Raw genomic sequence first — 19,175 nt, 5'->3', positions numbered from 1 at the left:
ATACTCTGTGTGGAACGACGCTCGCACCACCAACCTGATCGCCAACACGCTGGCCGTGCTGGCGGTTTGCGCCATGCTCGTCGCGGGTGTGGTGTGGGTGGCGCAACGCCCGTTCTTCACGCTGCAGGCCATCGAGCTGGAATCGATGCCGGACACCGAGCTGCACTACGTGTCCACGGGGGCGGTGCGATCGGCGATCGCGGGCCGCTTCAAGGGCAATTTCTTCACGGTGGACCTGGACGAAGCGCGCGAGATCTTCGAATCGGTGCCGTGGGTCCGGCACGCCACCGTGCGGCGGATCTGGCCCAATGTGTTGCGCGTGCGGATCGAGGAACAGCAGCCCCTGGCGTTGTGGAACGAGAACCAGATGATCAACACCTGGGGCGAGGCGTTCACGGCCAACACGGGCGAGGTGGACGACGAGACCGTTCTGCCGCAGTTCTCCGGTCCGGAAGGCACCGAGTCGCTGGTCGTGCAGCGCTACGCCGAATTGGCGCGCTGGTTCGCCCCGCTGGACATGCACGTCACGCAGCTGGACCTGAGTCCGCGCTACGCCTGGCGCGTGGTGTTGTCCAACGGCATGTCGCTGGACCTGGGCCGCGATCCGGGCGCCGATGCGCCGGATCCGCATGGCCTGCCCGGCGCTCTGCCGTTCGCGGCCCGCATTCAACGTTTTGTGCAGGCGTGGCCCGCCGTGGCGGGGCGCCTGGAAGGGCGCACCGTGACGCAGGCCGATTTGCGCTATCCCAATGGTTTCGCCCTGGCGCTGGCCCCGTTGCCGCCGTCGGAAACCAAATCCAAATCCATACCGAAACCTCCCAAGAAACGCTAACGCCATGACCCGTGACATCAAGGACCTTATCGTCGCCCTCGATATCGGCACCAGCAAGGTGGTGGCTGTGGTGGCTGAAATTTTGCCTGAAGGGCGATTCGAAGTGCTGGGCCTCGGCCAGCACGAATCGCGCGGCATGCGCAAGGGCGTGGTCGTCAATATCGAGACCACTGTGAATTCCATTCAGCGCGCGCTTGAAGAAGCCGAGCTGATGGCAGATTGCAAGATTCGCGACGTCTACACCGGCATTGCCGGCAGCCATATCCGCAGCTTCAATTCCAGCGGCATGGTCGCCGTGAAGGACAAGGAAGTCACCGCCACCGACGTTGCCCGCGTCATCGAGACCGCCAAGGCGGTGAACATCCCGACCGACCAGCAGGTGCTGCACGTGCTGACGCAGGAGTTCATCGTCGACGGCCAGGAAGACATCCGCGAGCCCATCGGCATGAGCGGCCTGCGCCTGGAAGTGCGCGTGCACATCGTGACCGGCGCGGTCAGCGCCGCCCAGAACATCGTGAAGTGCGTGCGCCGCTGCGGCCTGGAAGTGCAGGACCTGATCCTGCAGCCCCTGGCCTCGAGCCTGGCCGTGCTGACCGCCGATGAAAAGGAACTCGGCGTCGTGCTGGTCGACATCGGCGGCGGCACCACCGACGTGGCCATCTTCACCGGCGGCGCGATCCGCCACACCGCCGTGCTGCCCATCGCCGGCGACCAGATCACCAACGACATCGCCGCGATGCTGCGCACGCCGACGCCCGATGCCGAGGAAATCAAGCTGCGCTACGGCGTGGCCAAGCAGGTGCTGGCCAGCCCCGACGAATCCGTGGAAGTGCCCGGCCTGGGCGACCGCGGCCCGCGCCAGGTCAAGCGCCAGGCGCTGGGCGCCGTGATCGAGCCGCGCGTCGAAGAACTGTTCACGCTGGTGCAGCAGGTCGTGCGCGACTCCGGCTACGAGGACCTGCTGGCTTCCGGCGTGGTCCTGACCGGCGGTTCGGCGCAACTGCCCGGCATGATCGAACTGGCGGAGGACGTGTTCCTCAAGCCGGTGCGCGTGGCTGTGCCCGAATACGAAGGCAGCCTGGCCGACGTGATGCGCAATCCGCGCTTCTCGACGGTGATGGGCTTGTTGCAGGAAGCAAGAATGCAGCGCGTGCGCGGCCGCAAGGTCGCCGCCCAGACAGGCAACTTCAAGAGCCTGCTGGCGCGCATGAAGGAATGGTTCATGAACTGAGTTGTAAAGGGCAGGTTGGGGCCTGTCCTTGGTGCGGTTCGCAGCGGTATTGCGGACCGGGCCAGAAGAGGGGAGGCGCTTCAAACCCGTTGCGGGCCCGTCCGGCGACGAGTTTGAGGCGATTCACAAAACATAGGTTGGTTGGGGAATTTTTGTGATTTGCGAAATCGGACTTGTGAGGGAGTCATCATGATGAACTTTGAGATGCTTGAGAACAACACCAAAGGGACCGTTATCAAGGTCGTTGGTGTGGGCGGTGCGGGCGGCAATGCCGTGGCGCACATGATTCGCAGCGGTGTGCACGGCGTGGATTTCATCTGCGCCAACACCGATGCGCAGGCACTGGCGGCGACCAACGCCCCGGTGCAGATCCGTCTGGGCCGCACCGGCCTGGGCGCGGGCGCCAAGCCCGAGCAGGGACGCGCGTCGGCTGAGACCGCGCGCGAGGAGATCCGTGCCGCGCTGAACGGCGCGCACATGGTCTTCATCACCGCCGGCATGGGCGGTGGCACCGGCACCGGCGCAGGTCCGGTCGTGGCCGAAGTCGCCAAGGAACTGGGCATCCTGACCGTGGGCGTGGTCACCAAGCCTTTCACCTTCGAAGGCAACAAGCGCCTGAAGATGGCCGAGGACGGTATCTCGGAACTGGCCAAGCACGTGCATTCGCTCATCGTGGTGCTCAACGAGAACCTCTATGAACTGATGGACGAGGACGCGACGCAGGAAGACTGCTTCCGTTCGGCCGACGACATCCTGCACAACGCTTGCGCGGGCATCGCCGAAATCATCAACGTCGAAGGCAACGTCAACGTCGACTTCGAAGACGTCAAGACGATCATGGGCGAGCAGGGCCAGGCCATGATGGGCACGGCGTCGGCTTCGGGCGCAGACCGCGCCCGCGTGGCTGCCGAGCACGCGATTGCTTGCCCGCTGCTGGAAGGCGTGGACCTGAACGGCGCTCGCGGCGTGCTGGTCAACATCACCGCCAGCCGCTCGCTGAAGATGCGCGAAACGCGCGAAATCATGGAAACGATCCGCAGCTACGCTTCGGACGACGCGACCGTGATCTTCGGCACCGCCTATGACGAGTCCATGGGTGAAAACCTGCGCGTGACCGTAGTTGCGACCGGCCTGGGCCGTGCGCAAGCGCGTCCGCAGCTGGTGCAGAACACCGCTGAAGTGCTGCGTACCGGCACCGACAACATGCCCATGGGCGCGATGCCGGCTGGCGGTCAAGGCGATTACCGCAACCTGGACATGCCGTCTGTCATGCGCAATCCGCGCAGCCAGGCGTCGGCCCAGGTGCGTGCTCTGGAAAGCTCGGGCATGGATCATTTCGACATCCCGGCATTCCTGCGCAAGCAGGCGGATTGAACTTGAGAGCCCGTTTCGGGCTCTAAACGCACTCCCTCATCTCCGGCTTGCCTGTCCCCACAGGCAGGCCGGAGGCGGAGCGGTCCGTGTTTCCCTTGCACGGTTTCAATAAGGGACGGAGGTATCGGTCGGTCCGGACGCCAAATGGCGCCAGGGATCGGACAGAGTTACAATACGTCAGTTACGCCGGCAATCTGCTCGTCTTCTTGCCGGCTTCCTGGCTCAAAACACCCAAGTCTCATGTTCCGACAGCGCAGCATTCAAAATCTCGTCCGCACGACAGGCGTCGGCGTCCACTCCGGACGGCGGGTCGAGCTCACCTTGCGCCCGGCACAACCGAATACGGGCATCGTTTTCCACCGCATCGACCTGCCGCAGGTCGTGGACCTGCCCGCGCAGGCCACGGGCGTGGGCGACACGCGCATGGCATCGGTGCTGCAGCAAGGCAATGTCCGCGTGTCGACGGTGGAACACCTGATGTCGGCGCTGGCCGGCTTGGGCATCGACAACCTGCATATCGACCTCACTGCCGAAGAAGTCCCCATCATGGACGGCAGTGCGGCCACGTTTGTCTACCTGCTGCGCTCGGCAGGCATCGTCGAACAGAACGCGCCCAAGCAATTCATCCGCGTCCTGAAGCCGGTGGAAGTGCGCGAAGGCGAAGGCCGCAACGAGAAGTGGGCCCGGCTGGAACCGCACGAAGGCTATGCGCTGGCGTTTTCGATTGATTTCCGCCACCCCGCCATCGACTCCACGGCCAATTTCGCCGAGATCGATTTCGCCACGCATTCGTACGTGCGTGAAATCGCCCGCGCGCGCACCTTCGGTTTCGTCAACGAAGTCGAGGCCTTGCGCTCCATGGGCCTGGCCCGCGGCGGCAGCCTGGACAACGCCATCGTCATGGACGAGTACCGCGTGCTCAACAGCGACGGTCTGCGCTACGACGACGAATTTGTAAAACACAAGATCCTGGACGCCATCGGCGACCTGTATCTGCTGGGCAAGCCCCTGGTGGCGCGCTATGTCGCGTGCAAGTCGGGCCACGGCCTGAACAACCAGCTGGCCCGCGCGCTGCTGGAGCAGCGCGATGCCTGGGAACTGATCACCTACGAATCGCAGGCGGAGGCGCCGCAGGCGTTCCGCCACGAGTGGAAGCTGGCCTGAGCGGCAAGGCCAGGCCCATCCCCAACCCCCCTGACGCGGGCCCCCTGAGGGGGCGGCGCTGGCGGACCGGCAAAGCCGGCTCCGCGGCGCCCGCGCTATCATCTTGCGCGACGGGGTTCTTGCTTGATTCCTGATCGTTCGCGGTAATTCCCCGGTGCGGTTCCCAACGGATGGCTGCGGTCGTCATCCCCTAGCGCTTAAGGCGCAAACCGGCGGCAAACCATAGTATCGATCCGTCCGAGAACTTGGTTTCGCTTCGTTTCCGGGTGCGCCGGATCAAGGACAACCCTGCCGGCTTCAGCTACTCTTGTGATGCTTCAAGAGCTTGGCGACCGCGTCGGCCAGAGGACCGGGCCGCAGGTTGCCGTGCAGTGTCTCGAACGCGCCCAGGGCGGTATTGCCCAGCGGTTGCGCCTCTTTGGGAGGGCGCGGCTGACGGGCGCCGGGCTTGGGCAAACCCGCTTGTACCTTGACGGCGATTTCGTTAAGGTTCCAGCCTTGGTCTGCCAGGGACCGCGCGATGCGCGGTGCCAATTGACGCATCTTGGCCGCATGCGCGGCACTCGGCACCACCAGGTGGAGGCACTGGTTTTCCAGCTTGCCCACCTGGCATACGGCGCCCAGCGGGGCGGGCAGAACCGCCGCCACCGCGTACTGAATTTGCAGGTGCTTGCGGGCGGTCGCCAGAACTCCGGCGCCCCGCATGTCATGACCCAGCCATCCCAGGGCGGTATCTTCTTTCCGCCGGCTGGAACTGGAACGTTGACGGTATGAAGTGGGTCTATTCATCCCGGCTCTAAGAATTAGGAAGCAAACCTTGAAAATCGTGATTATGCACGCCCGCGACGGGCAGGACGGGCATTTCACCCTGGGCGGCGCGCGCCTCGCGCTGTTTCTGGGGGGCGCCTTGATCACGGCCGCCATCTTTGGCGCCGCATTACAACGATACCTTACTCCGATCCTGCCGGCCGTACATGCCGTGGGCTGGCCCCTGGCGGGCCAATCCGGGCGCGATGCCGATTTCCTGCGGGGCAACATGAATCTGCTGGCCGCCAAGGTCGGTGCGTTGCAGGCCAAGCTGGTGAGCATCGACGGCTTGGGTCAGCGCGTGGCCAAGGTGGCCGGCGTGGCCTATACCGACCCCGAATTGGCCAAGCAGCTGGCCGTGGCGCAACCCGAGGCGCTGACCCAGCCCGAAGCCACCCAGGTCATGGACGACCTGTTCACCGACCACCCGCCGCCCAGCGCGGCCTCGGCCGAGGCGCTGGGCCGCCAGCTCGACGAGATCCAGGCCAGGCTGGCCCAGCAGTCCGACAATCTGAAACTGCTGGACGCGGCGCTGACCAAGCGGTCGGCGGACCAGGCGCGCATGCCGACCGCGATGCCGATCACCGATTATCCCTACCTCAGTTCGTCGTATGGCTGGCGCCGCAACCCCGTGACCGGCCGCAGCGCCATGCACGAAGGCCTGGATTTCGCCGCGCCTCCGGGTACGCCCATCCTGGCGGCCTCGGGTGGCGTGGTGCTGGAGTCCAAGTTCCAGCCGGGCTACGGCAACATGGTCGAGATCGATCATGGCGACGGCCTGATCACCCGCTACGCCCACGCTTCCTCCCTGATGGTGAAGCAGGGGCAGCTCGTCGAACGCGGCCAGCAAGTGGCCCGCGTGGGCAGCTCCGGCCGTTCCACGGGGCCGCATTTGCACTTCGAAGTCCGTCTGGCGGGACAGCCGCTGGACCCGCGCCTGTTCCTGGGGCCGCACCAGACCGCACCGCCTTCCACGGTGGCCCACGCCGCCCAGTGAACCTGGGCGGCCCGCGCCGGTCAAACCGGCCGGCAGCGCTACCCTGGCCATAGGTTCAGGCTATTGCGCTCCATGTGCGTTAAACTGGTTCGTTTTCCAGCGGACCCCCGCTCAACCAATAACATCAAGTCACGGGTGACGCTGCTCCGGCCTTTCGTGGGCGCGGCGTGGCTCGTGCGGCCGACATACGCATGGTTTCTCTGCTCAAAAAACTCATAGGCAGCCGCAACGACCGGCTGCTTAAGCAGTATCGCAAGCTGGTAACCCAGATCAATGGGCTCGAACCCAAGATCTCCGCGCTTTCCGACGCGGAGCTGGCGGCCAAAACCGAGGAATTCCGGTCCCGTCACGCCCAGGGTACGTCCCTGGACGATCTGCTGCCCGAAGCCTTCGCGGTTGTTCGCGAAGCCGGCAAGCGGGTGTTCGGCATGCGCCACTTCGACGTGCAGATGCTGGGCGGCATCGCCCTGCACAGCGGCAAGATCGCCGAAATGCGCACGGGCGAAGGCAAGACCCTGATGGCAACGCTGCCGGTCTACCTGAACGCGATCGCCGGCAAGGGCGTGCACGTGGTCACGGTGAACGACTACCTGGCGCGCCGCGACGCCGAATGGATGGGGCGCCTGTACCACTTCCTGGGCCTGAGCACGGGCGTGGTGGTGCCGCAGCAGCCCAACGAGGAAAAGAAGGCGGCCTACCAGGCCGACATCACCTACGGCACCAATAACGAGTTCGGCTTCGACTACCTGCGCGACAACATGGAATACCGTGTTGAAGACCGTCGCCAGCGCGGCCTGTTCTACGCCATCGTCGACGAAGTGGACTCGATCCTGATCGACGAAGCCCGTACCCCGCTGATCATCTCCGGCCAGGCCGAAGACCATACCGAACTCTACGTCCGCATGAACGCGGTGCCGCCGCTGCTCAAGCGCATGGCGCATGAGCCGAAGCCGCAGGAGCCGGAACCCGAAGGCGACTACTGGGTCGACGAAAAGAGCCAGCAGGTCTACCTGTCCGAAGCCGGGCACGAAAACGCCGAAGGCATCCTGTCGCGCCTGGGCATCCTGCCGGAAGGCGAATCGCTGTACGACCCGCGCCATATCGCGCTGATGCACCACCTGATGGTGGCGCTGCGCGCCAACACGCTGTTCTTCCGCGACCAGCAGTACGTGGTGCAGGACGGCGAAGTGGTCATCGTCGACGAATTCACCGGCCGCCTGATGGTGGGCCGCCGCTGGTCCGACGGCCTGCACCAGGCGGTCGAGGCCAAGGAAGGCGTGAAGATCCAGCACGAGAACCAGACGCTGGCGTCGATCACGTTCCAGAATTACTTCCGCATGTACGAAAAGCTGTCCGGCATGACCGGCACAGCCGACACGGAAGCCTACGAATTCCAGGAAATCTACGGGCTCGAAACGGTCATCATCCCGACCAACAAGCCCATGGTCCGCAAGGACCAGAACGACCAGGTCTTCAAGACCGACGGCGAAAAGTACAACGCCATCCTCGAAGACATCCGCGACTGCCACGAACGCGGCCAGCCGGTGCTGGTGGGTACCACCAGCATCGAGAACTCCGAGCTGCTGTCGGGCCTGCTGAAGAAAGCCAAGCTGCCGCACGAAGTGCTGAACGCCAAGCAGCACGCCCGTGAAGCCGAGATCGTCGCCGAGGCCGGCAAGCCTGGCCACATCACCATCGCCACCAACATGGCGGGCCGCGGCACCGACATCGTGCTGGGCGGCAGCGTCGACAAGCAGGTCGATCTGATCCGCGCCGACGAATCGCTGTCCGATGCCGAAAAGAACGCCCGCATCGAAAAGGTACGTGCCGAATGGAAGCCGCTGAACGAGCAGGTCAAGGCCGCTGGCGGCCTGCGCATCATCGGCACCGAACGCCACGAATCGCGCCGTATCGACAACCAGTTGCGCGGCCGTGCGGGCCGCCAGGGCGATCCGGGCTCGTCGCGCTTCTACCTGTCGCTGGAAGACTCGCTGATGCGCATCTTCGCGGGCGACCGCGTGCGCGCCATCATGGAACGCCTGAAGCTGCCCGAGGGCGAACCCATCGAGGCCGGCATGGTGACGCGTTCGATCGAGACCGCGCAACGCAAGGTGGAAGGCCGCAACTTCGACATCCGCAAGCAATTGCTGGAATACGACGACGTCGCCAACGACCAGCGCAAGGTGCTGTATTCGCAGCGCAATGACGTGTTGGAAGCCGCCAGCGTGGGCGCCACCGTGCAGAACCTGCGCGACGCCGCCGTGACCGAGATGTTCAACACCTACGTGCCGCCGGAATCGGTGGAAGAACAGTGGGATGTGCCGGCGCTGCAGAAGGCGCTGGAGGCTGACTGGCATGTGCAGCTGCCGCTGACGGAAATGCTGGAAAAGGAAACCAACCTGACCGACGACGACCTGCGCGAACGCGTGGTGAGCGCCGCGCGCGAGGCCTATCAGGCCAAGGTCGACCAGGTGGGCACGGAATCGTGGTCGCAGTTCGAGCGTTCGATCATGCTGCAGGCGATCGACACGCACTGGCGCGAACACCTGTCGGCGCTGGACTACCTGCGCCAGGGCATCCATCTGCGCGGTTATGCGCAGAAGAACCCCAAGCAGGAATACAAGCGCGAAGCCTTCGAGCTGTTCTCGGGCATGCTGGATCGCATCCGCGACGACGTGGTCCGGGTGCTGATGACGGTGCGCGTGCAGTCGCAGGAGCAGGTCGAACAGGCCGAAGCCGAAGCGGCGCAGCCGCACGTGCAGAACGTGCAATACCACCATTCCGACTACGACGAAGCGCTGGCCCAGTCTGAACCGGAAAGCGGTGCGCAGCCCGTGCGCAATGCCTTGCCCAAGGTCGGCCGCAACGACCCGTGCCCTTGCGGCAGCGGCAAGAAGTACAAGCAGTGCCACGGCAAGCTCGTCTGATCCAGGAGCCATGATGCTGCATTCCGTCGGCCGCACAGAATTCGACCATGCCGTGGTTATGGTGCGCGACCGGCTGGATGCGCTGGCCCCGCATTTCGAACGCCAGGGTTTTCATCTGAGCGACAAGGCGGTGCACAACCTGGGGTCGTGCAACCGCTTGATCGTGCTGGAAGGCACGTACGTCGAATTGCTGGGCTGGCCGCCCGGCGCGCCGCCCGCGCGCAAGGAAATCGCTGATTCCCCGTTCGGGCTGGAGGCGCTGGTGTTCCGCACCCATGACGCCGAAGCCACCCGCGAGCGCCTGCTGGCGGCAGGTTTTGCCGTCAATCCCGTCCAGGAACTGAGCCGCCCCGCCATGCTGGACGGCCAGGAAGTCCAGGCCCGTTTCCACACCGTGCGTTTCGCCGAGCAGCCCTTGCCCGGCATCCGCATGTATTTCTGTCGCCATCTGACGCCCGAATGCGTGTGGTCGCCCGAACTCATGGCGCATCCCAACGGCGCGCGCAGCTTGCTGCGCATCGATGCCCGCGCGCCCGATGCGCGCGCGGTCGCCGAGCGCCTGGCGCTGGTGGCCGGCGTGCAGGCCGAAGCCGCCAGCGGTGGCTGGGATGTGCCGCTGGCCAACCTGCGCATCCATGTGAGCCAGGATGCCGCAGCGGCGGGGCCTACGCTGTCGACGCTGACTCTGGAAAACAAGGACGGCGCGCATTACACGCTGGATACCGGCCTGTAAGCGCCAGGCGGCAGATGCCGCTGACAAGGACAAAATCGCCCGCAACGTCCGCGTTGCGGGCTTTTTTTGTCCCGAAAAGTATGGTGAGCGCGGCTGGCAAGAGCCCGCTTCCGGGGAAACCCGGGGTTGTTGGGTAAAGTGTATGCACTTTAGTATGCAGTTCATTCCCGACGATCCAACCGACCAGGTGATCCGGCATGACGCAACCCTCAGTCGCAATCCGGCCTGCAGCGCGCACCAAGGAAGCACAGGCCGAGCTGTATGGCGCGGTCAAGGCGATGGCCGTGCGCTTCGAATTCAAGCCAGGTGAGCGCATCAACGAGGTCGAGCTGGCCCGCAGGCTGAACGTCAGCCGCACGCCGCTGCGCGAGGTGCTGAACCAGCTGATGGTCGAAGGTTTCCTGACCCGCTCGGTCAATCGGGGCTTCATCGCCCGCCTGCTCGACGCCAAGCAGATCCACAGCCTTTACGAATACCGCGCAGTGTTGGAGGCGGGCATCGTGCGCGCGGCCTGCGAGCGCGCCACCGACCAGGAGCTGGCAAGCCTGCGGGAATTCGTCGAGCGTTCGCGCGACGTGCCCGAGGACAGCGACGCCACCCGCCTGCTGGAACTCGATGAGGCCTTTCACCTGACGCTGGCGCGCTATTCGCGCAACGAGGAGTTCGTGCGCGCGCTGGAAAGCGTCAACGCCCGCATCCATTTCGTGCGCTGGATCGACATGCTGCAAGGGCGCCGCAGTCATACCCAGGGCGAGCATCTGCGCATCGTCGAGGCGCTGGAGCGGCGTGACATCGACGCTTTGCCGGGACTGATGAGCGCGCATATCGGCCGCCGCCTGGACCAGATCACCGACGTCATACGTACGGGTTTTTCCACGATTTACATGCGGGACCAGGCCGAACCCGCCACGGCAGCGCCGGCCAACACCATACAAGCAGGGGAAAAGCTATGAATCACGGGATAAAGCGCGGACTGGCTGCGCTATGCATGCTGTCCGCCACGGCGGGAGCCTTCGTTGCCGCGCCGGCCGCCGCCGAAGAACGGCCGCTGGTGCTGGTTGTGCCGTATCCGCCCGGAGGCAGCACCGACATCCTGGCGCGCATCCTGCAGCCGCGCCTGTCTCAGCAATTGGGCGGCCGCGCGGTCGTGGTCGAGAACCGGCCGGGGGCGGCCAGCCAGATCGCCACGGCTTTTGTGGCGCGCGCCGAACCCGACGGCAACACGCTGCTGGTCAGCTTCGACAACCACGGCATCAACCCCGCCGTGAAACCCAAGCTGCCCTACGACACGTTCAAGGACTTCGTCGCCATTTCGCAGACGGTGCGTTTCCCGCTGGTGCTGGGCGCCAATCCCGGCGTGCCGGGGGACAACCTGAAGGAGTTCCTGGCCGCGGCAGCCAAGCAGCCGCCCAACAAGTTCAACTACGCATCCACCGGCGTGGGCTCGCTGAACCATCTGGCGCCCGAAGAGCTCAAGCGCCTGTCGAAGGTGGAGCTGCTGCACGTGCCGTACGGCGGCGGCGGACCGGCCATCCAGGCGGTGGTGGGCGGCCAGGCTAGCATGACCTGGCTGAGCTTCGCGGCGCTGCGCGGCCAGATCCAGGCCGGCAAGATCAAGCCGCTGGCGGTGGCGGGCGACAAGCGCCTGCCGGATCTGCCCAACGTGCCGACCGTGGCGGAATCCGGCTTCCCCGGCTTTGTCGCCTATTCCTGGAGCGGCATGTTCGCGCCCAAGGGCACGCCGGAAGCGACCGTCAAAAAGCTGACGGCCGACTTCAAGGCCGTACTGGCCGACCCGGAAATCCGCAAGAAAGTGACCGACGCGGGCTTTGAGATCGTGGCCTCCGACGGCCCGGCGCTGGATGCCTACGTGAAGTCGGAATATGACCGGTGGAGCGCCTTCATCAAGAGCAGCAACATCAATCTGGACAACTGAACGGCTCGCGGCCTGGCGCTGAGGCGCCCGGCCGCGACGCGTGCAACACAAGTGGAGATGACATGGAAAACATGACCGGCGCCGAAGCCATGGTGCGCATGCTGCAGCACAACGGCGTCAAGCACATATTCGGCCTGTGCGGCGACACCAGCCTGCCGTTCTACGACGCGCTGTACCGTCTGGACCACGGCATGCAGCACATCCTGACGCGCGACGAGCGCAGCGCCGGCTACATGGCGGATGCCTATGCCCGCGTGACCGGCAAGGTCGGCGTGTGCGAAGGCCCCAGCGGCGGCGGCGCGACCTATCTGCTGCCCGGGCTGGTGGAGGCCAACGAATCGTCCATTCCGGTCCTTGGCATCACCTCGGACGTGGCGGTGGGCTCGCGCGGCAAGTACCCGCTGACCGAGCTGGACCAGGAAGCCTTGTACCGTCCACTGACCAAGTGGAACCGTACCATCGACCGCGCGGACCAGATTCCCGGCATGGTGCGCGCGGCCTTCCGCGCCCTGACCACCGGCAAGCCTGGCGCGGCCCATCTGTGCTTTCCGTACGACGTGATGAAGCAGCAGGTGGACGCGTCCGATGTCTGGGCCCAGCCCGAGCACGGGCGTTTCCCGTCCATGCGCTACGCGCCGGATCCCCTGGACGTCGCGCGCGCCGCGCAGCGGCTGGTCAGCGCGCGGGCGCCGGTGATCATCTGCGGCGGCGGCGTGGTCATCGCCGGCGCCAGCGGCGCCTTGCAGGAGCTGGCTGAATCGCTCAAGGCCGCGGTCTGCGTGACCGTGAGCGGGCAGGGTAGCCTGGCCGACACCCATCCCCTGAATGCGGGCGTGGTCGGCTCCAACGGCGGCGTGATGGCGACGCGCGACGTGGTGGCCGCGGCCGACGTGGTGCTGTTCGTCGGCTGCCGCGCGGGCTCCACCTCGACCGAGCACTGGCGCTTCCCCAACCGCGACGTGCCCATCCTGCACATCGACATCGATCCCATGGTGATCGGCGCCAATTACCTGACCGAGGTCGGCATGGTGGGCGACGCCAAGCTGGCGCTGGAAGCCCTGGGCGTGGAGGTGGCGGCGCACCTGGCGCACCGTCCGTCCGACGCCGCCGACGGCGCGGTGCTGGCCGGCCGCGCCAAGGAGGCGCGCCGCGCGCAGCTGGCGCCGCTGGCCCACAGCCTGGACGCGCCCATCCGCCCCGAGCGCGTGGTGCAGTCCTTGAACCGCCTGCTGCCCGACGACGCGGTGGTCTGCGCCGACCCCGGCACGCCTTGCCCGTATTTTTCCGCCTATTACGACGTGTCGCGCCCCGGCCGGCACTTCATCACCAACCGCGCCCACGGTGCGCTGGGCTTCTCCATGTCGGCCGCCCTGGGCGCCTGGGTGGGCCGGCCGCAGTCCAAGTGCGTGTCGGTGATGGGCGACGGCAGCTTCGGCTTCACGGTGGGCGAACTGGAAACCATCGTGCGGCACAAGGCGCCGCTGCTGATGGTGGTGTTCTCGAACTCCGTCTATGGCTGGATCAAGGCCAGCCAGAAGGCGGGCTACGACAAGCGCTACTACAGCGTGGACTTCAACCGCACCGACCATGCCCGCATCGCCGAGGCTTATGGCGTGAAGGCCTGGCGAGTCGAGGATCCGTCCAAGCTGGATGCCGCCATCAAGGTCGCGATGGAGCATGACGGCCCGGCGCTGATCGACGTGGTGGCGCAGCCCTTGCAGGACGCGGCCGCGCCGGTCAGCCAGTGGATGGGTTGACGCTGTCGACCAGGTGGTTGACGCCGGTGCACAGGTCGTCCCGGGCCACGCCGTAGATGTGCAGCGATACGGCGATGTCCGGGCCGGCATTGCCCAGGCGGTGGATCTGGCGCAGGCCTTGCGTCGCGGTGACGATGTCGCCAGGGCGGCGGATCACCGTGCCGCAGGCCTGGGCGATGGCGGATTCCTGATCCCAGCGGTAGTGGGTTTCGGTGAGTTCGCCCTGTAGCACCTGGTAGGTGCACCAGGTCTTGTGGCCATGCACCGGGCTGAACTGTCCCGGACGCCAGATAAGGTAGGCCATCGTAAAGGCGCCATGCGGGTCGGCGTAGGCGATATGGCGGGTGTAGGACTCGGCCCGTCCACCGCGGAGTTCCGCGGGCAGGTTCTGCAGCATGTCGCCGGCGTTGGCGACGCTGGCGACCAGGTCGCGCAGCAGGGCGCGCGCGGCGTTCAATTGGGCGGACTGCACCGATGCGCAGAGCGATTGCAGGTCGCCGCCGGCGAGTTGGATGGAAGACATGGCAGGCCTCCGGGCAGAGCTTCCATGGTAGGAGCTTGCGCTGGAATGCCTTTGCCAAATTCGGCGCGCCAGGGCCGCAGATTGGAAAAAAATTCCATTCCGCCCGGCAGCTGCGCGCTCCTATACTGGTCCGCGTTGGCGCAAAGCTGCGCCGGGCAGCGCAATGACAGGGGAGTCAGGCATGGATCTGGGGATCAGCGGCAAGACGGCACTGGTATTCGGCGGCAGCCGCGGCATGGGCCGGGCCTGTGCCCTGCAACTGGCGCGCGAGGGCGTGGCGGTGACGATCGCCGCACGTAACCCGGCCACGCTGGAGCAGGCCGCGGCCGAGATATCGCATGAGACCGGGATAGGAGTCGGCTGGGTGTCGGCCGACCTGACGCAGGCGCAGGGGCGGGATGCGGCCATGGCCGCCTGTCCCCATCCGGACATCCTGGTCAACAATGCGGACGGCCCGCTGCCGGGCGATTTCCGCAACTGGAGCCACGACGACTGGATCGCCGCGCTGGACAGCATGATGCTGGGGCCCATCGACATGATCCGGCGGGTCGTGGACGGGATGATGGAACGGCGCTTCGGGCGCATCGTGAACATTGTCTCGCGCAGTGTGAAGGCGCCGCACGCCGAGCTGGGCCTGTCCAACGGCGCGCGTTCGGGCCTGATCGGCTTCGTCAGCGGTCTGGCGCGGCAGACCGTGCGCCACAACGTCACCATCAACAACCTGCTGCCTGGCGCCTTCGCCACGGATGCGCAGGTCAGGCACATACAAGGCATGCTGGAGCAATCCGGCGGGAAGAGCTTCGAACAGCTCTGGGACGAGCGCGGACGCGCCAACCCGGCTGGCCGCTATGGCCAGCCCGAGGAGCTGGGCGCCCTGTGCGCCTATGTCTGTTCCGCGCAGGCCGGCTACATGACCGCCCAGAACATCCTGATCGACGGCGGCGGCTACCCCGGGACCTACTGAAGTCCGGCGCCCCGGGAGGGCGCAGGCTGGACGCGGGCAGGCGGAACAGGCAACATTGGGGCCGATCCAGCCAAGGAAACCCATGGACCAGACGGACATCAAGATACTGGCCTTGCTGCAGAAGGACGCCACCTGTTCGGTCGCCGAGATTGCCGAGCAGGTGCATCTGTCCGTCACCCCTTGCTGGCGCCGCATCCAGAAGCTGAAGGATGACGGCGTCATCGCCCGCAACGCCATCTTGCTGGATCCCTGCGCGCTGGGCCTGAACCTGACGGTCTTCGTCTCCATCAAGACCAGCCAGCACAACGAGAAATGGACGCAGAGCCTGATCAATGCCGTGATGGCCTTGCCCAACGTGGTGGAGTTCCACCGCATGGCGGGCGACGTCGATTACCTGCTCAAAGTCGTGGTCGAGGACATGGCGGCCTATGACCGCTTCTACCGGCGTCTGATCGCCGCCGTGGACCTGCTGGACGTCAGCGCCAGCTTCTCGATGGAAGTCATCAAAAGCACCACGGAATTGCCGCTGGACGCGGTGTAGGCGGCCGCGCGCAATTTTTTTTCCATGGCAGGGGGCGGCGGGGATGCAAATTCCATTCGGCCTGCCGGCCGGCCCCCATCACGCAATTCTTTTGCGCGGGCTACGGCGTAGGATATTCCCCACTCCCATCATGGGACAAATCGGGATATCAGAGGACCCTATGTCGTTGGCAGTACCCGCCGGCTGCGCCGGTACGGAAAATTCGCGGCGCGCGCTTTCGGTGGATGACCTGCTGGGCGGCTGGAACGGCGTCGACGACCTGTGGGTGTTCGCCTACGGCTCCCTGATATGGCATCCCGGTTTCACCTGGCGCGAACGGCGGTTGGCGACTGTGCGCGGCTATCACCGGTCCCTGTGCCTGTGGTCGCACGACCATCGCGGCTCGCCCGACAATCCTGGCCTGGTGTTTGGCCTGGACCGCGGCGGCTGCTGCCGCGGCGTCGCCTTCCAGATTGCCGCCTGCGACGTGCCTGCGGTGTTCCAGGCGCTGTGGCGCCGGGAAATGGTCACTGGCGCCTACACGCCGCGCTGGCTCACCTGCCATACCGAAGCCGCGCCGGTGCGCGGGCTGGTGTTCCTGCTGAACCGGGCCTGCCAGGAATACGCGGCCGGCCTGAGCGACGACCGTCTGCTGGCGTCGGTGCGCAATGCCGTGGGGCATTCGGGGCCGTGCCTGGACTATGTCGTGGAAACCGAGAGAGCCTTGCGCGCGCATGGCATCGACGATTGGCGCCTGGGCGATCTGGTGCGCAGGCTGGGGCAGGTCTTCTGAGGCCTGGGGTGCGTCAGAAGTGCCAGCGGCCGAACATGAACAGCACGTTGCCCGCGCCAGCTGACCCAGGGATGTAGGTCGCGTAGAGCATCGTGTCCTTATAGCTGGCGCTCACCAGCGGCAGGATGCCGGGAAACGGCACATAGCTCATGATGTCGTGGCGCGCCGTCAGGAAGACGGTGTAGCCCGCGCCCAGACGGACGTTTTCGCTGACGCGTCCGATCTTCAGGAAGCCGTAGCCCGCGATGGGCTCGATCTTGCTGTGCGAATCCAGGAAGGCCATGGCGTACAGGCCTTGCCAGTCGCCATCTTCGTCGTAGATGCTGCGGCCGTAGCCGCCGCCCCAGGCCAGTTCGTTGAAGCTGTCGATCTTCTCTTTGCTGTAGGTGGCCCGGTTGTGCCAGGAATAACCGGTGAAGTACAGGTCATTGCCGCCTTCGGTCCAGATCTGGTCCAGGCGGTTGCAGGCGGACTTGGCCCATGAGGGCATGCTGTCACAGGCTTGGGCGGTGGCGGCGAAGGTGGCGAGCAGCAGGCAAAGGATTGCCGCCCGGAATCTTGCGGTCATTGTGGGCGCTGAAAAGGGGGAGATGACAATCCCATTACTGTAATGGAACAGTCGTCTTTCACCCTGTCAGCTAGCTGTCAAGCGGGCGTCGCCAGAGGGAAGCGGATTTTTCCTGCTGTTGTATGCGAACTACAGCAGGAAAATCGTGGCCAGGCCCAGAAAGATGAAGAAGCCCAGCGAATCGGTGGCGAAGGTCAGGAGCACGGAAGAACCCATCGCAGGATCCTTGCCGAAGCGGGCGCGCACCATCGGCACCAGCACGCCGACCGACGCGCCGACCAGCATGTTGCAGACCATGGCGGCCATCATCACCAGCGCGATCGACACCGAGTGCGAGATGACCCAGGCGAACAGGGCCGCCACCAGGCTGCCGCACAGGCCCACCATCAGGGTGACGAAGAGTTCGCGCTTGACCAGCTGCCACAGGTTGCGGCCCGTGATCCGCCCCATGGCCAGGGCCCGGATGATCAGAGTCATGGTCTGGTTGCCAGAGTTGCCGCCGATGCCGGCCACGATGGACATCAGGAACGCCAAAATGACGATCTGGCTGACCGTGCCTTCGAACTGGGAGGCCACGAAGGATGCCGTGGCGGCGGTACAGAGGTTGAACAGCAGCCAGGGGGCGCGGTTGCGCAGGGCGGTGGACACCGGCGCGAAGATATCCTCTTCCTGCAGACCGGCGCGCGACAGCGCCTGCTCCTGCGAGTCTTCGCGCATCACGTCCACCACGTCGGCGATGGTCACGCGGCCGATCAGGCGGCCCTGGTCGTCCATGACGGGCGCGGAGACCAGGTCGTAGCGTTCGAAGGCGCCGGCGGCGTCAGCATCGGAGTCCAGGGGGTTGAGCGTCAGGAAGTCCGAGTTCATGACGGCGCGCACTTCGGTTTCGGGCTCGCTGACCAGCAGCTTGGACAGCGGCAGGATGCCCTGCAGCTTGTCCTGGCGGTCCACCACGAAGATCTGGTCGGTGTGGTCGGGCAGTTCGTGCAGCCGGCGCAGGTAGCGCAGCACCACTTCCAGGGTGACGTCTTCGCGCACCCGGACCATCTCGAAGTCCATGATCGCGCCCACGCTGTCTTCCGGATAGCCCATGGCTTCCAGCAGCTGTGCGCGTTCCTCTTCGGTCAGGCCCTTCTGGACTTCGGCCACCACGTCGGGCGGCAGGTCGGGCGCCAGGTCGGCCAGCTCGTCGGCGTCCATGTTGCCGGTGGCGGCAACCAGGTCCTGGCGGTCCATCGCCTCGATCAGCGATTCCCGCACCCAGTCTTCGACTTCCAGCAGCACGTCCGCGTCGTGCTCGGGGCTGACCAGCTTCCAGATGGCTTGCCGTTCGTCCTTGGGCAGCGACTCCAGGATGAAAGCGATGTCGGCCGGATGCAATCCGTCCAGCAGGGTCTTGAGTTCGGCCTCGTGCTGGCGGTGCACCAGGTCCTCGACCAGCGAGGCCTTGGAGTCGCCTTCCTCCTGGCGATGCACCAGGTCGGCAACCAGTTGCTGGCGGCGCAGGCGTTCCTGCACTTCCGCCAGGGCGTGTTGGGCGTCTTCCGGGTCGAGGCGGCGGGGCGTCGCGGGCGGTTTCTGCGCGGCGGCGGACTGCGTCATGCGTTACGGCTCAAAGAGTGGGGAGGGGACGGCGGCGGCGGGCTTCGTCGGTGGCGACGTAGGTCAGCGTGGCCTCGGTGACCTTGACGATCTCGGCGTCCAGCCGCTGGCGCTCCGCGTAGACCTCGACGGACACCGTGACCGACGTCGTGCCGGTCTTGATGATGGCTGCGTAGAAACTGAGCAGGTCGCCCACGAACACCGGTTCTTTGAACTGGAACGCATTGACCGCCACGGTGGCCACGCGTCCGGCGGCGCGGCGCGCGGCGGGGATGGATCCGGCGATGTCGACCTGGGACATGATCCAGCCGCCAAAGACGTCCCCGTGGATATTCGCGTCCGCCGGCATCGGCATGACGCGCAATACCGCGTCGCGATCGGCGGGCAAAGTCGTAAACGGGGTTTTGGTGCTGGAGGTCATGCGGCCGACTCCACTGCTAGGGAACC

18 protein-coding genes are annotated in these 19,175 nt (G+C 65.6%); 13 read left to right on the top strand and 5 right to left on the bottom strand.

The features are described from left to right. Window positions 1-7 precede the first annotated feature (7 nt). From IB268_RS20325 to lpxC, 4 genes are all read left to right on the top strand, one after another. Window positions 8-832, top strand: a complete 825-nt coding sequence (locus IB268_RS20325; RefSeq protein WP_054457599.1) for a cell division protein FtsQ/DivIB — start codon at window positions 8-10, stop codon at window positions 830-832. A gap of 4 nt (window positions 833-836) precedes the next feature. Further along, window positions 837-2,063: a cell division protein FtsA gene (gene ftsA, locus IB268_RS20320; RefSeq protein ID WP_006217473.1), complete on the top strand. Its 1,227-nt coding sequence runs from the start codon at window positions 837-839 to the stop codon at window positions 2,061-2,063. A gap of 189 nt (window positions 2,064-2,252) precedes the next feature. Further along, complete coding sequence (gene ftsZ / locus IB268_RS20315) at window positions 2,253-3,437, top strand: cell division protein FtsZ (protein ID WP_054457598.1); 1,185 nt, start codon at window positions 2,253-2,255, stop codon at window positions 3,435-3,437. 240 nt (window positions 3,438-3,677) lie between these two features. Then, window positions 3,678-4,601 carry a UDP-3-O-acyl-N-acetylglucosamine deacetylase gene (gene lpxC / locus IB268_RS20310; RefSeq protein ID WP_192354717.1) on the top strand — a complete coding sequence of 308 codons (924 nt, stop codon included), beginning with the start codon at window positions 3,678-3,680 and terminating at the stop codon, window positions 4,599-4,601. 297 nt (window positions 4,602-4,898) lie between these two features. Here the strand turns inward: lpxC and IB268_RS20305 are convergent, their stop codons facing one another. Continuing rightward, window positions 4,899-5,306: a DciA family protein gene (locus tag IB268_RS20305; protein ID WP_082401228.1), complete on the bottom strand. Its 408-nt coding sequence runs from the start codon at window positions 5,304-5,306 to the stop codon at window positions 4,899-4,901. A 127-nt stretch (window positions 5,307-5,433) separates the two neighbouring features. Between IB268_RS20305 and IB268_RS20300 the strand changes: the two genes are divergently transcribed. The 6 genes from IB268_RS20300 (at window position 5,434) to IB268_RS20275 (ending at window position 13,758) form a co-directional block, all read left to right on the top strand. Next, window positions 5,434-6,405 (top strand): M23 family metallopeptidase, encoded by a 972-nt coding sequence (locus tag IB268_RS20300; RefSeq protein ID WP_192354732.1) that lies wholly within the window; start codon window positions 5,434-5,436, stop codon window positions 6,403-6,405. Between the two features lie 191 nt (window positions 6,406-6,596). Then, a complete protein-coding gene (secA, locus tag IB268_RS20295; protein WP_175163958.1) occupies window positions 6,597-9,332 on the top strand; it encodes a preprotein translocase subunit SecA in 2,736 nt (911 codons plus the stop codon). 13 nt (window positions 9,333-9,345) lie between these two features. Further along, entirely contained in the window at window positions 9,346-10,065 is a 720-nt protein-coding gene (locus IB268_RS20290; RefSeq protein WP_054457594.1) for a VOC family protein, read from the top strand. 197 nt (window positions 10,066-10,262) lie between these two features. Continuing rightward, window positions 10,263-11,018 carry a GntR family transcriptional regulator gene (locus IB268_RS20285; RefSeq protein WP_192354716.1) on the top strand — a complete coding sequence of 252 codons (756 nt, stop codon included), beginning with the start codon at window positions 10,263-10,265 and terminating at the stop codon, window positions 11,016-11,018. Beyond that, complete coding sequence (locus tag IB268_RS20280; RefSeq protein ID WP_054457592.1) at window positions 11,015-12,001, top strand: tripartite tricarboxylate transporter substrate binding protein; 987 nt, start codon at window positions 11,015-11,017, stop codon at window positions 11,999-12,001. The genes IB268_RS20285 and IB268_RS20280 overlap by 4 nt, the downstream gene beginning before the upstream one ends. Before the next feature lie 62 nt (window positions 12,002-12,063). After that, on the top strand, window positions 12,064-13,758 hold the full coding sequence (locus IB268_RS20275; protein ID WP_192354715.1) for a thiamine pyrophosphate-binding protein: 1,695 nt from the start codon (window positions 12,064-12,066) through the stop codon (window positions 13,756-13,758). Here the strand turns inward: IB268_RS20275 and IB268_RS20270 are convergent. Beyond that, window positions 13,739-14,281 carry a cysteine dioxygenase family protein gene (locus IB268_RS20270; RefSeq protein ID WP_192354714.1) on the bottom strand — a complete coding sequence of 181 codons (543 nt, stop codon included), beginning with the start codon at window positions 14,279-14,281 and terminating at the stop codon, window positions 13,739-13,741. The two genes, IB268_RS20275 and IB268_RS20270, sit on opposite strands and share 20 nt — an antisense overlap. Window positions 14,282-14,462: 181 nt before the next feature. Here IB268_RS20270 and IB268_RS20265 point away from each other — a divergent pair, with 181 nt between their 5' ends. The 3 genes from IB268_RS20265 to IB268_RS20255 all read left to right on the top strand — a co-directional run bounded on the left by IB268_RS20265 (window position 14,463) and on the right by IB268_RS20255 (window position 16,558). Continuing rightward, window positions 14,463-15,245, top strand: coding sequence for an SDR family oxidoreductase (locus IB268_RS20265; protein ID WP_192353530.1), 783 nt, complete (start codon window positions 14,463-14,465; stop codon window positions 15,243-15,245). A gap of 82 nt (window positions 15,246-15,327) precedes the next feature. After that, entirely contained in the window at window positions 15,328-15,786 is a 459-nt protein-coding gene (locus IB268_RS20260) for an Lrp/AsnC family transcriptional regulator (RefSeq protein WP_042796425.1), read from the top strand. A 160-nt stretch (window positions 15,787-15,946) separates the two neighbouring features. Further along, window positions 15,947-16,558 carry a gamma-glutamylcyclotransferase gene (locus tag IB268_RS20255; protein ID WP_054457588.1) on the top strand — a complete coding sequence of 204 codons (612 nt, stop codon included), beginning with the start codon at window positions 15,947-15,949 and terminating at the stop codon, window positions 16,556-16,558. Window positions 16,559-16,571: 13 nt separating this feature from the next. On the opposite strand, the gene pagP is transcribed toward IB268_RS20255, so the two are convergent. The 3 genes from pagP to IB268_RS20240 form a co-directional block, all read right to left on the bottom strand. Further along, a complete protein-coding gene (gene pagP / locus IB268_RS20250; protein WP_054457587.1) occupies window positions 16,572-17,126 on the bottom strand; it encodes a lipid IV(A) palmitoyltransferase PagP in 555 nt (184 codons plus the stop codon). A gap of 129 nt (window positions 17,127-17,255) precedes the next feature. Next, the gene (gene mgtE / locus IB268_RS20245) at window positions 17,256-18,728 is read right to left on the bottom strand and encodes a magnesium transporter (RefSeq protein ID WP_054457586.1); all 1,473 of its coding nucleotides are present in this window, start codon (window positions 18,726-18,728) and stop codon (window positions 17,256-17,258) included. 10 nt (window positions 18,729-18,738) lie between these two features. Then, window positions 18,739-19,149, bottom strand: a complete 411-nt coding sequence (locus IB268_RS20240) for an acyl-CoA thioesterase (protein WP_054457585.1) — start codon at window positions 19,147-19,149, stop codon at window positions 18,739-18,741. Window positions 19,150-19,175 lie beyond the last annotated feature (26 nt).

Origin of the sequence: Achromobacter sp. ACM01 (assembly GCF_014851745.1) — a bacterium.
GTDB classification, from domain to species: domain Bacteria; phylum Pseudomonadota; class Gammaproteobacteria; order Burkholderiales; family Burkholderiaceae_B; genus Achromobacter; species Achromobacter aegrifaciens.
Note: the sequence above shows the minus strand (reverse complement) of the source record. Positions and strands in the feature narration are given on the sequence as shown.

What these genes read in the sequence shown, in the direction of transcription:
- ftsA (WP_006217473.1), top strand. Translation starts at nt 837, where the DNA reads ATGACCCGTGACATCAAGGACCTTATCGTCGCCCTCGATATCGGCACC.
- ftsZ (WP_054457598.1), top strand. Translation starts at nt 2,253, where the DNA reads ATGATGAACTTTGAGATGCTTGAGAACAACACCAAAGGGACCGTTATC.
- lpxC (WP_192354717.1), top strand. Translation starts at nt 3,678, where the DNA reads ATGTTCCGACAGCGCAGCATTCAAAATCTCGTCCGCACGACAGGCGTC.
- IB268_RS20305 (WP_082401228.1), bottom strand. Translation starts at nt 5,306, where the DNA reads ATGCGGGGCGCCGGAGTTCTGGCGACCGCCCGCAAGCACCTGCAAATT.
- IB268_RS20300 (WP_192354732.1), top strand. Translation starts at nt 5,434, where the DNA reads ATGCACGCCCGCGACGGGCAGGACGGGCATTTCACCCTGGGCGGCGCG.
- secA (WP_175163958.1), top strand. Translation starts at nt 6,597, where the DNA reads ATGGTTTCTCTGCTCAAAAAACTCATAGGCAGCCGCAACGACCGGCTG.
- IB268_RS20290 (WP_054457594.1), top strand. Translation starts at nt 9,346, where the DNA reads ATGCTGCATTCCGTCGGCCGCACAGAATTCGACCATGCCGTGGTTATG.
- IB268_RS20285 (WP_192354716.1), top strand. Translation starts at nt 10,263, where the DNA reads ATGACGCAACCCTCAGTCGCAATCCGGCCTGCAGCGCGCACCAAGGAA.
- IB268_RS20280 (WP_054457592.1), top strand. Translation starts at nt 11,015, where the DNA reads ATGAATCACGGGATAAAGCGCGGACTGGCTGCGCTATGCATGCTGTCC.
- IB268_RS20275 (WP_192354715.1), top strand. Translation starts at nt 12,064, where the DNA reads ATGGAAAACATGACCGGCGCCGAAGCCATGGTGCGCATGCTGCAGCAC.
- IB268_RS20270 (WP_192354714.1), bottom strand. Translation starts at nt 14,281, where the DNA reads ATGTCTTCCATCCAACTCGCCGGCGGCGACCTGCAATCGCTCTGCGCA.
- IB268_RS20265 (WP_192353530.1), top strand. Translation starts at nt 14,463, where the DNA reads ATGGATCTGGGGATCAGCGGCAAGACGGCACTGGTATTCGGCGGCAGC.
- IB268_RS20260 (WP_042796425.1), top strand. Translation starts at nt 15,328, where the DNA reads ATGGACCAGACGGACATCAAGATACTGGCCTTGCTGCAGAAGGACGCC.
- IB268_RS20255 (WP_054457588.1), top strand. Translation starts at nt 15,947, where the DNA reads ATGTCGTTGGCAGTACCCGCCGGCTGCGCCGGTACGGAAAATTCGCGG.
- pagP (WP_054457587.1), bottom strand. Translation starts at nt 17,126, where the DNA reads ATGACCGCAAGATTCCGGGCGGCAATCCTTTGCCTGCTGCTCGCCACC.
- mgtE (WP_054457586.1), bottom strand. Translation starts at nt 18,728, where the DNA reads ATGACGCAGTCCGCCGCCGCGCAGAAACCGCCCGCGACGCCCCGCCGC.
- IB268_RS20240 (WP_054457585.1), bottom strand. Translation starts at nt 19,149, where the DNA reads ATGACCTCCAGCACCAAAACCCCGTTTACGACTTTGCCCGCCGATCGC.